The organism is Nostoc sp. UIC 10630, from assembly GCF_010747425.1.
Taxonomy (GTDB): Bacteria; Cyanobacteriota; Cyanobacteriia; order Cyanobacteriales; family Nostocaceae; genus Nostoc.
This window is the reverse complement of record NZ_JAAGOG010000018.1, coordinates 39,511-55,698: the sequence shown is the minus strand read 5'-3', so window position 1 is coordinate 55,698 and position 16,188 is coordinate 39,511. Positions and strand designations below refer to the sequence as shown.

At 41.2% G+C, this 16,188-nt stretch carries 9 protein-coding genes; 6 read left to right on the top strand and 3 right to left on the bottom strand.

The window, feature by feature from the left end; all coding sequences use genetic code 11:
- Positions 1–221 precede the first annotated feature (221 nt).
- The gene (locus tag G1O98_RS07420) at positions 222–839 is read right to left on the bottom strand and encodes a PEP-CTERM sorting domain-containing protein (protein WP_163928073.1); all 618 of its coding nucleotides are present in this window, start codon (positions 837–839) and stop codon (positions 222–224) included.
- Positions 840–1,658: 819 nt separating this feature from the next.
- Between G1O98_RS07420 and G1O98_RS07415 the strand changes: the two genes are divergently transcribed.
- From G1O98_RS07415 to G1O98_RS07405, 3 genes are read left to right on the top strand one after another with little or no spacing between them, the layout of a single operon-like run.
- Positions 1,659–3,077: a DUF4157 domain-containing protein gene (locus G1O98_RS07415; RefSeq protein ID WP_163928071.1), complete on the top strand. Its 1,419-nt coding sequence runs from the start codon at positions 1,659–1,661 to the stop codon at positions 3,075–3,077.
- Between the two features lie 31 nt (positions 3,078–3,108).
- Entirely contained in the window at positions 3,109–3,441 is a 333-nt protein-coding gene (locus tag G1O98_RS07410) for a hypothetical protein (RefSeq protein ID WP_163928069.1), read from the top strand.
- Entirely contained in the window at positions 3,441–4,139 is a 699-nt protein-coding gene (locus G1O98_RS07405; protein WP_163928067.1) for a DUF6745 domain-containing protein, read from the top strand. Before G1O98_RS07410 ends, G1O98_RS07405 begins: the two co-directional genes overlap by 1 nt.
- A 317-nt stretch (positions 4,140–4,456) precedes the next feature.
- On the opposite strand, the gene G1O98_RS07400 is transcribed toward G1O98_RS07405, so the two are convergent.
- A complete protein-coding gene (locus G1O98_RS07400; RefSeq protein WP_163928066.1) occupies positions 4,457–6,304 on the bottom strand; it encodes a VWA domain-containing protein in 1,848 nt (615 codons plus the stop codon).
- Positions 6,305–6,592: 288 nt separating this feature from the next.
- Here G1O98_RS07400 and G1O98_RS07395 point away from each other — a divergent pair, with 288 nt between their 5' ends.
- From G1O98_RS07395 to G1O98_RS07385, 3 genes are all read left to right on the top strand, one after another.
- Positions 6,593–6,949 carry a Rieske (2Fe-2S) protein gene (locus G1O98_RS07395; protein ID WP_163928064.1) on the top strand — a complete coding sequence of 119 codons (357 nt, stop codon included), beginning with the start codon at positions 6,593–6,595 and terminating at the stop codon, positions 6,947–6,949.
- A gap of 416 nt (positions 6,950–7,365) precedes the next feature.
- Positions 7,366–8,229: a glycosyltransferase family 2 protein gene (locus G1O98_RS07390; RefSeq protein WP_163928062.1), complete on the top strand. Its 864-nt coding sequence runs from the start codon at positions 7,366–7,368 to the stop codon at positions 8,227–8,229.
- Positions 8,230–9,039: 810 nt separating this feature from the next.
- Positions 9,040–14,703, top strand: coding sequence for a PAS domain S-box protein (locus tag G1O98_RS07385; protein WP_163928060.1), 5,664 nt, complete (start codon positions 9,040–9,042; stop codon positions 14,701–14,703).
- Between the two features lie 177 nt (positions 14,704–14,880).
- On the opposite strand, the gene G1O98_RS07380 is transcribed toward G1O98_RS07385, so the two are convergent.
- On the bottom strand, positions 14,881–16,188 hold the full coding sequence (locus G1O98_RS07380; RefSeq protein WP_163928058.1) for a CO2 hydration protein: 1,308 nt from the start codon (positions 16,186–16,188) through the stop codon (positions 14,881–14,883).

Below are 16,188 nucleotides of genomic sequence, written 5' to 3'. Positions count from 1 at the left end.
TGAACTTTTCAAGACGATTATCTGCAACTATAATTGGCATTGAGCCGAGATAGATGGCTGTACATCCGAGAATTAAGGTTGGAAACTATTCTCCTACTTAAGTTCGATAATTTGTTACTTTTTTGTATATGACATTGTTATACGCAACAAAAAATTAAGAAACCCGGTTTTTCAAAAAACCGGGTTTCTTATACTCTGCGCCAATTAAAATTACTGACTGCTTATTTTAGTGATTTCCGACGACGAGAAATTACCATGCCACTAGCAGCTAGACCTAAACCAAGTAAAGTAGCTGGTTCTGGAACTGCTTGAGGAGCTGGATTATTACTGATATTAGAAACGAATAATGAAGCATGAGATAGAGCTTTCCCTGCATTTCCACTACCATTTAAATCAACACCAATGGTATTGAAAACTCCTGCCAAACCATGAGACCAATCATAATCTTTGAATAGATAGGCACTGTAATTAGTGCTGCTCTTCAGACTTACTACAAAAGTGTTACTAGTTAATGGCTGAGAAAGACTCCAATTGCCAATATTAGTACCGTTAGCTGCTGTAAACAGAGAGTTTGCTTGATCAGATTTAGCAAGTAGTGTCCAATCAGCATTACCCACAGAACTGGCAAATAGTCCACCATCCAAGAGAGTTTCTAAAGGATTACCTGCACCTGTATCATTACCAGAAAACGCGCCTGCACAAGCTGTGGCATTTACTCCTCCAAGAGAGATGTTGCTGGTACTGCATACAACTGCTTGTGCTGGTGCAGCCACGAATGCACCACTGATTCCGGTAGCTAGTACAACTGAAGCTGATAAATGGAGAAATTTGCTTTTCACTTTTGATGCTGCCTGAGATTTCAAGAATTAAATTGTATTTTAGAGAAATGTTTATATCAACCCATAAGTGTATTCACGACAGGAATTATATGCCTACTATGTATATGGCATTAATAGCCATTTATGATACAAAGTAGGCATATAAAATATCTTATGAAATTTGTATAAACTTTTACTCGCTAGTATGATCTTATGTCTATCGCTATACAATTGTCTCTATTTTTGTGTCAGTTTCATCAAATTTTTAATAATTAATTACTCATATATTTTTATAAATAAGTTGGCTAAATTTGCGTAAAAGCTACCTATCTTTTCAAAAACTATGATAATATGTCATCTGTATAATGCTGGTTATTCGTAAGCATTTTCTCTCATGAAATCATAATTTATAGTGACTCAAAAAGCCGTGAATATACCAACACTGCTCGGTTAAGTAAAATGGGGAGAAAAATAAAGAAAATGGAGCAATCTAATTTGGAAGTGCTTTCGATTTAGCACAGTCACAACAGTAGCGATGGACAGTTACTGCAATTTTTACGAGAGCGTGAGCGTACTATGTCGGGCAGAGGTCTGACTAAAATTGTTTTGAGTACTTTAAAAATGTGCTAGGGGCCTTTTGTTCTGAAGCGTCGGGTTAATAAATAGGGACAAGGGTAATTGTTGGATATCGCTATAAAGCAACTTGGGTGGCTAAATGTTGGATTTAAAAATTAGACTTTAGTCTATATCAATGTTATGTAGATATAATTATAAAATTTGATAAAAGATGCCTAAATACCAGAGATAAGGGGTTTGCTAAATTAATGTAGGAAGTGAGAGATGAGCGATCGCACTTTTCGGCAACACAACGCAGGTACGTCAAATTTTACAAATCCATCGCTTGTCTCATTAACTATTCCCACATTGGCAAATGCGACACGCGGTTTTGGTTTACCAACCTATAATACTCCACTCGAAACAGTCACTGAGGTAGCAGGCGACCTTCAAGAAGTCCAGTCTGCTGATGAGCAATCATTAGAACCAGAAGCTATCAAAGAAAAGCCTCTTGTTCACGACATTAGTCGCATATCTTTGCGTCGTCCACAGCGGCAACTTACAGTTAGCCAGGCAGGAGACCAGTATGAGCAGGAAGCCGACTCGGTTGCCAACCAAATCATGTGGATGACTAAGCCTGAGCCAAAGATAAATTTAGGTGAGATGGGTTCAGAAGATATCATGCAACGAAAATGTGCAGCTTGTGAGCAAGAAGAGGAAGTACAAACTAAGTTGTCACTACAACGGGCGACTGATGGCAGCGTCCAGAGTGAGAATAACATTGAGAGTCAGTTAAATAGTAGTAAGGGTGGGGGAAGCCCGTTATCTGCCGAAGTGCGAGAGTTTATGGAACCACGCTTTAGTAGTAACTTTAACAATGTGCGAGTACATACTGACTCTAATGCTGTGCAGATGAGTCAGTCGTTGGGAGCGCAGGCATTTACTCATGGTAGTGATGTTTACTTTGGTGCAGGAAAATCACCTGGTAATAACGAGTTGACAGCCCATGAGTTAACCCATGTAGTACAGCAAACAGGCAAGGTGCAAAAACAAAGCGATACATCCACAGCACCAGTCCCTCTTGACCAGGCATCTAATGGTATGCCGCCCAAAACAGGTACAACCAAAATTGACCACAAGAATACTACAATTACCGCTTCTGGGAAAAACATCACCGAAGCAATTACAAACTTAACATCACAAGGAAAGGGCGAAGCGGGCAGTGTTACTTGTGCCCCAGAGAAAAGTGTCAAAACTTACCAAGCTGACGATCGGTCTGCTGAAATTATCTATGAAGCAGACGTTCTAGTCACAGAAACTAAGGCAATGCCCGTCTGGACTGAACTTGACAAACAATGCGAACCCGTTAAAACAGAATGGGCAAGGTTTTATAGCGCTCTGGATCAGCACGAAAATGGGCACATTAGTATTGACGAGAAGGCTTTTAAAGATTTACACAAAAAGCTTCTTGGCAAACCAACCTCAGCAGCTGACACGATTTTTAATGATACTTATACTAAAGCTAATACTGATAACAATACCTACGACACCACAACTAAGCACGGGCTGACTCAAGGTACAGGAGTAACCCCGGTACAATGCGGCACAGAAAAAGTTTCTCAAAATGGAGATGAATCAAATGCACAGATAGAAGTTCAAACTAAACAGATAGAGCCGAAAACGCTACAACAGGATCTAATCTGACTATAGGATTTAGTAATAAAAAATAAAATAGATGTTTAACAACAGCAATAACTCCCAAGCTAGTATTCTCTATAGACATGGCGACGTTTTAATTAGACACATTGCTAGTTTACCTGTCGGCGCTCAGAAGCGTGTAGGTGCTACTCTCGCTCATGGTGAAATTACAGGACATAGCCATCGCATTCAACAATCTGATGCTGTTCAGTTGTGGGTACATGGTAGTGACCTTTTTCTAGAGGTTAAAGAACCAAGTGCCACTTTAGTTCATGAAGAACATCGGGCGATTGAATTACCACAAGGGCTTTACCGCGTTTGGAGACAACGCGAATATCGCCCTGATGCCTATGTGGAGGTAGTAGACTAATGCTCAAGATCATGTCCAATGGACGTGTGCCGAATAAACAAGTTTTGCAGCGCCCAAACCAAAGCCACGAGCCTGTATCGGCTGAATATGCTCGAAAACTTATCCTTGAGCATCGTGCCTGGGATGGGATGCGCGTTTTAGGCCATCTGGATTTAAGGGGTGCGTTGGATCTTTACAATCTACCTGAAAATCTCACCTGTGATAGTCTTGATATCAGCGACTGTGTAAACCTCACAACCCTTCCAACAGGACTCCACGTTACTTATTGGATCGAGTTGGCCGGAAGTGGGATTACTAGTGTATCTGCGGGACATGGTTTTGTCTGGCGCTGGCGAGGCGTGCAGGTGACAGATAAAATTGCCTTTGAATCCCAGTCTCTAACAGGACAAGATATCCTCAATATAGAGAATGTTGAATTGCGCCGCGTGCTGATTGAGCGTCTGGGATACGAGACATTTTTGCAGCAAGTGGGAGGATTGATCCGCGATCGCGATCGTGATGCTGGTGGAGAACGTCAACTAGTCTACATCCCTTTTGAGGATGACGAGCCGCTTATGGTCTTAAAAGTCACCTGTCCATCCACAGGACATATTCATATCTTGCGGGTTCCCCCTTATATGCGGAATTGCCATCAAGCAGCCGCTTGGATTGCGGGCTTTAATAACCCAGATGATTATCACCCTGCGATCGAGGCGTAGTTAGCTCTAAATACTCTGCGGTTTAAAAGCAATTTATCAAGGAAGGCAGGAGGCAGAGGGCAGGAGGCAGGAGGAAAACAGCGCTGGTGCTTCCTGCCGCGACCATAGGATCTTGGGTTTAAGACAAGAATTGCAAATTGAAAATTTGGTGAGCCAGCCCGGTCTTGTTGTTTCAACAAAGAGGGACTGGCGAACCCGAAGGGTGGCTCTTCTTCAGGAGGGGTTTGAATCCCCAACTGAGGTAAAACCTTCTGCCTCCTGCCTCCTGCCTTCTTCAATTAACCGCAGAGGCATAGAGAACGCAGAGATTTTATGAGTTAATTGGTAGTGGTGGGTTGGACAAATCGCTTAATTTCACCACACGCAATATAAGACTTTCCATCAGGTGCTGTTTTGACTTCATCAACAACATAAAGCATCCCTTCCTCACGAACCGATCGCGGAAAACGCATATTCCAATCTGCTTCATAGCCGTCGGAAACCACTCTAGCGCGTAGCTTGCTGCCATCTTTGACACACTGAACAAGAATGCCGTCTTTTACAACATCAGTTGTGGGAAGATCGGCAGCGCTGGCAGGGCCTTTAGAGGCTTTGCCTGTATAAGCTATATTCGATTGTCTAGGGGCAACGAAGATATCTGCTTCACCCGGTTGAGCAAAACGAGTGATATTGCCACGTACACGGTAGAAAGTACCTTCGCTTGAAAGTTCCAGCCCTTCAACAACGTACCTTGCCCTCTCAGCCCGAATACTCCGGGGAAACTGGACATTCTTGGCTGAATCGTAGCCTTCAGATATGACTTTGACCCGTAGTTTACCCCCTTCACGAACGCAATACAATTCAACACCTGAGCCAACTTCATTGACAACCGGCATTGCGTAGACTTCATCACCAGCAGTAACACCGCGCCCCACCAGATCGTTGCGATTACGGTTCATTGTCTGGTAAGACTGATCTCGCAATTCTTTACGTCCGGCATTACCTAGAGCTTTTTGGGCGATTCGACTTGCGAAATACTCAAGTTGATCGATCTCTTCAGCAATTTCAAAATTCTCGTTTAACCCTTTATCCCGCAAATCTTTCACCAGGGTACGCAGGGTTTCTTCCGCTTCCTGGTGTCTGCCATGTTCAGCTAAATCGAGGGCAGTCTCTTTTGCCTTAGCGATGGTGAGGCGGCTCAGTTCAAGAGTGATATGGCTTGTAGAGGCAAAAGCTGCTTCCTCAACAGTGCCAACTTTAGCGATGATATCTGCTGTGCCTGAAACGTTTTGAATGAGGTCATTTTGGACAACATCGGCGCTGTAATGCAGTTTCATCACAGGTAACTCACCAACTTGAGCGCTTGATATCACCAAACTTAAACCGAGAAGTTTGTCTTCACCCTCGTAAAGCTCTCCCAAGCTGATAACAGCCTGACCAGAATCATTCTGGCTAACTTTTGCAAGACTTAAGGTATCAACAAGACTGACACCTTCAGCCAACTCAAGTTTCACTGTGAGGTTTTGTCCTACTACTGCTCTGAGACTGTCTAGCTCAATACTAAACACTTCAGTTGCTTCATCAATGCTTTGAATGAAATAGAAGTTTCCCCTGGCGGCCCTTGCCATACCAATCAGCAGGTCTTCATTAAAACCCTGAGCAAAACCTAATGTTGTTGTAGTGATACCTTCCTCAGCTTTTTGCCCTGATGTCGCCGTTAGTACCTTGGGGTCTTGAATGCCCATATTGGCATGACCATCGGTAAGCAATAGAACACGGTTGATTTTTTGCGGATCGAGTCGCGTTTTGACGTGTTCACAGCCTTTGAGCCATCCCCCCGATAAGTTGGTAATACCGCCTGCTCTCACTTTGCGGATAGAATCTTTCAGTGTGGCTTTGTTAGTTACAGCTTGGGGTGGCACAACGCTGTCTACTTCATCGTCGTAAACAACTACTGAGAGAATGTCATCTGGCTCAAGTTGATCAACCACAGACTCAGCAGCTTTGAGTGCATGATGTAAGGCAGCGCCTGCCATAGAGCCGGAACGGTCAATTACAAGAGAAAGGTTAAGGTTCCGTCGGGGAGATTCAGCTATATCAGGACGAAAACGTAGCAGAATATTAGTCTTTAATGAAGATCCGGCGGGAAGAATAGACTGGTCAAATTCGTAACTTGTCTTAATCATTTTTTATATCCCTCAATATTGTCTGTTATGAGCTACAAGCTTTATGATGCAAGGATAGAAAGTGCTTTTTTTAGTTTACCCAGAAACCAGTTTATTCAGTGTGTAAATGAACTTTACTGTAAGATTTTATAGCGGTTCTGTCTCGCCAAGGTTAGCAAAGCTCATTGTAGACATGGCTTTTTCGGGAGAAGTTTGCAATATACTGACTCCTTCCTACTACTGAAAGGCGATCGCACTGGTCACAATTGCGAGAAACTGAAAGCAGATATATTAGGAGAGGAGAACCTAATGAGCTGGACTAAAGTTCTTGCAGTCGAAGCACTTTCCCCAGGTACGCGAGAAGTGGTGAAAGTTGGCAACCGTAAAATTCTGCTTTTGAATCACGAAAATCAGCTTTATGCTGTAGATAACACCTGCCCTCACTTAAAATTACCTCTGAAAAGTGGCAAAATAAAAGATGGAGCAATTGTTTGTTCTTTCCATCACAGTGCTTTTGACCTGCGGACTGGTGAAGTACAAGATTGGTGTTCTTGGCCACCTGGTGTAGGCAAGGTACTCTCATTGGTTTCACAACCAAAGGCGTTGCCGGTGTTTCCTCTTCGTGTGGAAGAAGGTAGTATCTGGGTTGATGTACAAGAGGAATAGCACCCTCTCTCGATTTAATACCATTGGACAAACATCAGAAGTTGCCAGTAGGCTACAAAATGTTACCTAAACTTTTTGCAGCGCTTTGCCTATTCATTTTTGAGTGACAATAGAAATATCAGAAACGGAGGATTGGCAAAAAACAACCTCCGTTTCTATGGCCTTCTCAATGCCTCAATTAAATCTCAAGAATTCTATTGATCGCTACACTTCATCAAATAGTTGTATCTTGTCATTGATCAGAAATACCCTTAGACAAATTTCCATTTATCACTTACATACGCGAACGCAATTTACGTATTTACACTGATTTTGATTACGTTATAAACTTGTGCCAATTGGGAACTATATGATCGGAGATCAATTCAATTATTTGAATTATTTTTGTTTGCAATACGCATAAAAGACCCTTGCTAATGATTAGTATAATTACACCAGTTTATAACGGTGAGAAATTTATAGAATCTTGCCTTCAAGTTGTCATTGACCAAAATTGTTTAGAAGTGGAGCATATCATTGTTGATGGAGGTTCAGGTGACAAGACAGTAGACATTATTAAAGATAAAGCCAATCAATATCCCCACATACGTTGGATTAGTGAAAAGGACAAAGGACAATCTGACGCTATGAACAAAGGAATTGCTATGGCACGAGGAGAGATGATTGGTGTTTTAAATGTTGATGATTTTTATGAGATAAATCTTCTTAACCGCATCTGTGAGGTTTTCCAAACTTTACCAGAACCTAGCTTGATTGTTGGTAACTGTAACATCATTAATCAGAAAGAGCGGCTAATGTTTATCAATAAACCTAGCCAATTACGAACAATAGATTTACTGTTAGGAAGACGACTTAATGATGATGGAATTATCGATGCTTCTTTTCCAGTAAATCCATCTGCTTACTTTTATCATAAATCATTACATCAAAAAATTGGACTCTATAAAGTAGAAGATTACTATTCAATGGATATAGATTTTCTTTTGAAAGCTGTTTGTTCATCTCATGTTAAGTATTTCAATGAAACTTGGGGTAATTTTAGATATTATCCAGGAACTAAAACATTTGATGATTCTGCAACAGGAAGCAGTTTAGCGCGAATTGAAAAATTATTTAATGATTATATTAAAACACTATCTTTGATGAAACAATGGCAGATTTGGTTAGCTAGGAATATAAATTTTACCTTCTTAAAAATCTTTTATTTTTCCAAGCATCCAGAACGATTGCTTGAATCTATTAAGCATCGGTTAGCTCAACAGGACTTACGCAAAAAATAACCCAAAGCTTGATTTTTTCCATAGAGGTTGTTTGAAAAGTGTTTTGCTGTAACTTTAGGTACTTTGAGATCCCCCCTAACCCCCTAAAAAAAAGGGGGAACCGGAATCAAAATCCCCCTTCTTAAAAGGGATTTAGGAGAATCTAGAACTTTTGATACCGACAAGAAGACTTTTCAAACATCCTCTTAGGGCAATTCGTTTAGACGCAAAGCAGTGATATCCATTCCGGTGGACGGGTTTGGCCTTAGTATAAATCTGTGGGAAAGCAAGCTACGCGTAGTGTCTCATAGATAGGTTCGAGCATCAGCCGTAGGGTATTTGTCCCTATTGTATGTAGTTTTACGTAAGACTTACAAGTATAGTAGAACCTGATAAAATTACTTTTTACTTACAGCAGATTTCAAGTTTGTGAGTAAAAAAATACTCTAGCCACGTTGTAGCGTACCCTCGCCTTAACAATAGGAGAGTTTAGTCGTGCGATTTTGTTGGCTATCACCTACAATGCGCTCATTCATGTATTTTAGAATCCTGATGCAGAATTGAGGTTAAGCCATAGTATAATCGCTTCCAAATGGTTTTTGTATAAAAGTTACTTTCTGTATTACAGTGTAATTGTTGTTCTTACAGAGTTTGATCCACAGTTACAGAGAGTTTTGCCTTAACTTTGACACACCTATATTCTAAGGTGAAGTATGGTGGTAAGCAACGATCATTCTATTTACAATCTTTTAATAAGGTTTTGCTTTCTGATTTCATGTTCAGTTTGATTCAACAATTTATTCCTGATTGAAAATTAGTTTAGTAACTGATATGGATGCTAAAAAAATCAAAATTTTATTAGTTGATGATAAGCTAGAAAATTTACATTTTTTATCAGACATCCTTCACAACCAAGGTTATCAGGTACAAAGTGCCCTTTCTGGAGAATTGGCAATCAATAGGGCGCTGGCTTTTCCTCCTGATTTGATTTTACTAAACTTTCTCATTTCAAAAATGAATGGTTATGAGGTTTATCAAAATTTAAAATCTCATCAGAAAACTCAAGAGATTCCGATAATTTTTTTTGGTGTTTTAGATGAATTATCGGAAGAAGTAAATATTTGTGATTTAGGCGATGTTGACTATATTACTCAACCATTCCAAGCTAAAGAAGTTTTATTACGCATACAAAATCAACTAACTCTCCAAAGGCTGAAAAAACAGTTAAAAGAACAAAATTCCCAACTGCAAGAGGAGATTAAAGAACGTCAACGGGTTGCTGTTGAGTTAAATCTTCGGAACCAACAGATAGAAGAAATTTTCACAGAAATTCCTGTTAGCCTTAGCAAAGCCTTTTGTAGAGAAGTTTACCAAAACGAACGCCTCCTAGTCGAAGCTGCTCTCAAGAAAAGTGAAAGTCAATATCGCCACCTAGTGGAGACATCCCAGGATATGATCTGGTCGGTAGATATTGATGGACTAATTACTTTTGTTAATCCGGCAGTCAAGCAGATTTATGGCTATGAACCCCAGGAGATGATCGGGCGTACCTTGACTGATTTTATCTCGCCTCAGCAAGTTGCTAAAGATAAAGTAGCCTTTGAGCGTGTTTTCCGGGGAAAGCCGATATTTCAGCATGAAACTACCTGTGTAGCGAAAGATGGTACTTTACTCTATTTAATGTTTAATGCGATCGCATTACGCAACGAAGAGGGTTTAGTCAGAGGTATGACAGGCACTGCTAGTAATATTACACAGCGCCGAGGTATAGAAAGATTACTGGAAGAAAGCGCGATTAAGCTCCGCAATCATAACCTAGTGCTAACACAACTGGCACAAAATCAGATCCTTTATCAGGGCGACTTGAAAGCAGCTTTGGGTAAAATTACAGAAACAGCTGTCAAAAATATGGGAATGGAACGAGCCAGTGTTTGGTTGTATGACGAAACAGGCTTGAAAATCGAGTGTTTTGACTTGTTTGAGGGCAGTCGCAATCAACATAGCGAAGGATTTTCTTTATCAGAGGCAGACTATCCAGCTTATTTTGCAGCTTTGCAACAAGATCAACCAATCGCCGCAGATGATGCCCATACCGATCCCAGAATTAGAGAATTTTCTCCATCTTACTCAAGATTAAATATTACCTCTATACTCGATACACCCATTAGGCAGGAAGGAAAAACCGTAGGGGTTTTATGTTTGGAGGCAGTGGGAGTTGCTCATCATTGGACGCTAGAAGACCAAAATTTCGCTCGCTCTCTGGGCAATTTAGTATCCTTGGTGCTAGAAGCAAAAGAACGTCAACGCGCCGAAGCCGCACGGAGGGCTTCTGAAGAAAAGTTAGCATCAGCTTTTCGGTCATCTCCCGATCCCATTGCCTTAATTACTGTTCCTGACAAACGCTTCGTCGAAGTTAACGACAGTTTTTGTCGGTTTTTTGGTTATTCTCATTCTCAGGTTATCGATCGCACCGATCAAGAATTGAATATTTGGGTGAATCCAGAAGAATATAATTTTCTCACCCAGATGCTGCAAAAAACTAAAGCTATTCGTAACTATGAGGTTGATGTCTGCACGTCCACAGGGGAAATCAGGACAACCTTGTTGAGTGCAGAAATGATCGAGATTGATGGGAAATGGTACGTACTAGGCACAGCGAAAGATATTACTGAACGCAAGCAGGCAGAAAATGAAAGCCGTTTGTTACTGTTGACAACCCAAGCCATCACTCGCGCCAATGATGTCAATAGCTCTTTAGCACTGGTCTTGCGCTTAATTTGTCATACTATTGGCTGGGATTTTGGTGAAGCATGGATACCTAATGAAGATAGAGCTGTTTTAGAACACAGCCTGGGCTGGTATGGTGAACAAAGCAATTTAGAAGAATTTTGCCGCCACAGTCAAATTGTGAAATTTCCTCTGGGAGTGGGACTACCAGGAAGAGTTTGGCAGAATCAGGAACCAGAATGGATAGAAGATGTTTCAGAAGTTACAGAGCCAATTTTTTTGCGATCGCAACAAGCAGCCAAGGTAGGATTAAAAGCTGGTTTTGGTGTTCCCATACTGGCTGGAAACGAAGTATTAGCTGTTTTAGTGTTTTTTAAACGTAGTTCAGTATTGGTAGATAGACGTTTGCTCTTGCTAGTAAATGCTGTTGCTGCTCAGTTAGGTGGGTTGATTGAGCGCAAAACCCTAGAACAAGAATTAGCACTCAGAGAAGCTCGTCTCAATGCCTTTTTTACGGGGGCTCCCGTCGGTATGAATATTGTAGATAACCAACTGCGATTTGTCCAAATCAACCAAGTGCTAGCGGAAATTAATGGAATATCCCAGGAAGCTCATATTGGTAAGACCATCCATGAAGCCTTACCCAAAACGGCCAGTGTCGTAGAACCATTTTATCAACAGGTTCTGTTGACAGGTAAACCCATCCTCAATCAAGAATTAAGCGCCGCATCAATTAAACAACCAGATATTATCCGCCACTTCTTAGTTTCTTATTTTCCGATTCCTGGTGAGGATGATCGCCTTTCTGGTGTGGGCGCGGTTTTAGTAGAAATTAGCGAACTGCAAGCAGCACTACGCGAACGGCAAGCCGCGCTACGCGAACGCAAACATGTCGAACAAGAACTACGTTTAGCTAACGAGCGCCTTCAATATCTGCTTACTTCTAGTCCTGTGGTAATTTATAGCAGCAAAAAAACATTAGGCAATTTTAGCACTACCTTTATTAGTAAGAACGTTAAAGCAATGGTTGGTTACGAAGCGCAGGAATTTGTCGAAAATTCTAATTTCTGGCTGCATCATGTCCACCCAGAGGATATTGAACTGATTTCAGAAAAATTTTCCCAGTTGGTTGAGCAAGAATACACTTCCTATGAATATCGTTGGTTACACGCTGACGGAACTTATCACTGGTTTTACGAAAAGATGAGGTTAATTCGTGACGAAGCTGGTAAACCTATAGAATGTGTCGGTTATTGGACAGACATCAACGATGCTAAACTGGCAGAATTAGCTTTACAAACAGGTCGGCAGCGATATCAACTGCTAGCAGAAACCTCACCAGCTTGTATATTTCACACTGATGTGGATGGTAATGTCTTATATTTTAATCAACGCTGGAGTGAGATTAGTGGATGCAATTTAGAAGAGTCTCTGGGAACCGGTTGGACAAAAGCCGTACATCCAGACGATCGCGAGCAGCTATTGTTGACATGGAATCAAGCAAGAGTTGCTAAAATTATGTATAAGTACGAACATCGCTTTTTACGTGATGATGGTACAGTTGTCTGGGTAATTTGTCAGGCTTTGCCAGAATTTCGAGATGATGGAGAAATTAAAGGTTATATCGGTACGATTACAGATATTACCGAGAGAAAATTGGCAGAAGAAGCGCTGCGTGAGAGTGCAGAACGGGAAAGAGCGATCGCCCAAGTGATTCAAAGGATGCGCCAAACATTGGATTTAGAGACTATATTTGCGGCTACAACCCAAGAATTACGGCAAGTACTTAATTGCGATCGGGTTGTTGTCTATCGTTTCAATCCCCAATGGAGTGGCGAATTTGTCTCTGAGTCTGTAGATAATGGTTGGATTTCTCTGATAGAAGAACATAACAACGATCCTCATCTCACAGAAGGTGTCTTACAAGAGGGACGTTGCCTAACAAAAATTTTGGATAGTGCGGATAATCAAGCGGAAGATGCTGATATGCAAGCAATTCAAGATGGCATTTACACACAAGGCGCAACTTTTCGCTGCGTCCCAGATATTTACAATGCTGAGTTTCATCCCTCTTACATCAGCCTTTTAGAACGCTTTCAGGCAAAAGCTTACATCATTGTCCCCATTTTATATGGTAGTCAGATTTGGGGACTACTAGCGAGTTATCAAAATTCCGATTCCCGCCAATGGAAACCAGGAGAAATCAACATCGTAGTTCAAATTGGCAATCAGTTGGGTGTGGCTTTACAGCAGGCACAATTACTGGCGCAGACTCAAAGGCAGTCACAAGCATTGCAAGAAGCTGTGATCACAGCTGATGCTGCCAACCGCGCCAAAAGCGAATTCCTCGCCAACATGAGCCACGAACTGCGTACCCCACTTAACGCCATCCTCGGTTTTACCCAAATCATGAGCCACGATCATGCTTTATCTACTGAACATCAGCAAAATCTAGCAATTATCAATCGTGCTGGCGAACATCTTCTCAACTTAATCAACGACATTCTGGAAATGTCTAAAATCGAAGCTGGCAGAATAACATTAAATCTCAACAGTTTTGACTTAATTCGCCTCTTAGAAAACCTGGAAGAGATGTTGCGTTTCCGCGCCACTTCCAAAGGCTTAGAATTAAATTTTGAATATACATCTTACCTTCCACAGTATATCCAAGCTGATGAAAGTAAACTGCGTCAAGTATTGCTTAACCTCTTGGGAAATGCAATCAAATTTACCGATACTGGAAGAATAATGTTACGCGTAGCGATGGAGGATATGGGGGATAAAATTTTACCTCATCCTCCTCATCTCTTCTTCGAGGTTACAGATACTGGTCGCGGTATTGCGCCACAGGAAATTAACTTGCTGTTTGAAGCATTTGGGCAAACTGAAACTGGAAGAAAATCGCAACAGGGAACTGGACTAGGTTTAGCAATTAGCCGCAAATATGTGGAACTAATGGGAGGAAACATTAGCGTTACCAGCATTATTGGTGAGGGAAGTACATTTGCCTTTGATATTCAAATTGATCTAGCCACAGCCAGCGAAATCCAGATCCAACAAATTAGACGACAAGTTCTGAGTTTAGCACCCGCTCAAAACGAATACCGCATCTTGGTGGTTGATGACTCCACAGACAGCCGTTTAGTGCTAGTAAAAATTCTGACATCTATCGGTTTTGCAGTCCAAGAAGCGGCAAATGGCACGGAAGCGATCGCACTTTGGCAACAATGGCAACCACACCTAATTTTTATGGATATGCGGATGCCAATTATGGACGGCTACGAAGCCACCAAAATTATTAAAGCTAGAGAAGAAACTTCAGTCCCAAATCGCAAGACGATTATTATTGCCTTAACCGCTAATGCCTTTGAAGAACAACGAGAGGCAACAATCAAAGCTGGTTGTGATGATTATATTAACAAGCCTTTCCGTGAAGAAGAATTATTAGAGAAATTGAGTGAATATTTAGAAGTTCAATATATTTATCAAGAAGATAACTATCAGATAAAAAATGCAAACCAACAAATAACAGAATCAATTTTGAAGCTTACAGATTTAGTTCCTCTATTGTCTGAAATGTCGCCTGAATGGGTGAAACAGGTGTATACTGCCGCAGCCCAATGTAGTGATGACTTAATTTTAGAATTGATTGAACAAATTCCTTCAGAAAATGCTACTTTGAGCAATTTTATTCAGAATTTGGCTCATAATTTCCAGTTTGAGAAAATTATGGAATTGACAAGTATTGCAGGAGTATTATCTAGTTAATAACAATTATTAACTCAGTAGTAATAAGATCCATCCTAACTTCCCGACACGTCTCTCTACAAAACTAAAATGTAGTAGATCCTCCTAAATCCTCCTTAAAAAGGAGGACTTTGAGGGGTTTTTACCGCACTTGTAACAAATAAAGCCCCCCTTTTGAAGGGGGGTTGGGGGGATCTCTTATCTATAATCTTGCTTTTGAATGCTCCCTAAACGAGCAGCATCACGAATATTGTAATCGGGTCGAGTAAAGCGATTTAGCTGCATTTCAAAAAAATCTCGATTGGCTTGTAAATGTTTGGGATTTGGGTCATCTAAAGGATATAAAAGTGCAGTTCGCAAAGCTTGAATTACCGCAGAAGTCACACAGTACATTGACCGTTGAAAACTAACTCCCAACTGAATCAACATATCTTCTTCACCCCGGCAATATTGGCTGTAGTAATCAACAAGATATGGGGGCAAAAAATGTAGCATATCTTGCATTAATAATGTCGGAGGAATGCCAGCAGTACCTACTGGAAATACATCAGCGTAAAGAATGCCATAGTGAAAGTCTTTCTGGTCTTCCGGTACTTGACGCGCTTGGGCATTATAAGATTTTGTCCCCCGAAAGGGTGCGGTGCGGTAGAAAACAGCTTCTACATAAGGTAATGCGGCTTCGTATAGCCACATGAAACCCTTTGATTTAGGGATAATTTCGTAGCATTCGCCACGAATATAAACGTGATGGTAAATGGGACGACCTGCGATCGCAAATATACCATTAACCAAGAAGCTCATTGCCTCTGGGACGGTGCTAATGGTACCTTCATCATAGCGATCGGACATTTCAAAGAACACTGGGGCCATGACTTCCCAGAATAAGCCCAGATTAGCGTAGTACGACATCTGGCGGCACTGTTCCAAAAACATATCGGGGAACAGCTTGTAAAGCCCCAGCATTACTGGGTTTCCTTGGAAGTAAGCTTTTATTGCTCGGTCAGCGTTAGCTTTGTATTCGTCTGAATCTAGATAAGGGTCAAATTGTCCACCCATCCCTCTGTGCCACAACATCGCCCGCATACAAGCTTCAGCAAACTCCATGTTAATGCGATCGTGGAATAAGTGATGCAATAACTTCGGCATTTTGAAGGTTTCACCCTTTTCAATAAATGCCAAAAGTTCTGGATGTGCAGTAGCTTCGCCACGCCAAATTCGCAAATCGGCATCATCACCAGCATAGTGATTATGCAGTTCTAAATACTCTTTGGGTAAGAAGTATTTAAAGAAGGGAGCCGGGTTTAAAAACTCGTTTTCAGCAATATAAAGTAGGTCGCGCCAGTAAAAATCCATCGGCACAGCATAAGCTTTATATAAACCGATGATTTGCATCAAATTTTCTGGAGTATCGGGTAACATTGCACCGCCTGCTTCTAAGCGGTGAATTACTTCGGCAAATTCGTGCGTTGAAGGAGGTAATTTAAGTGCTGTTTTAATTGCTGTCAT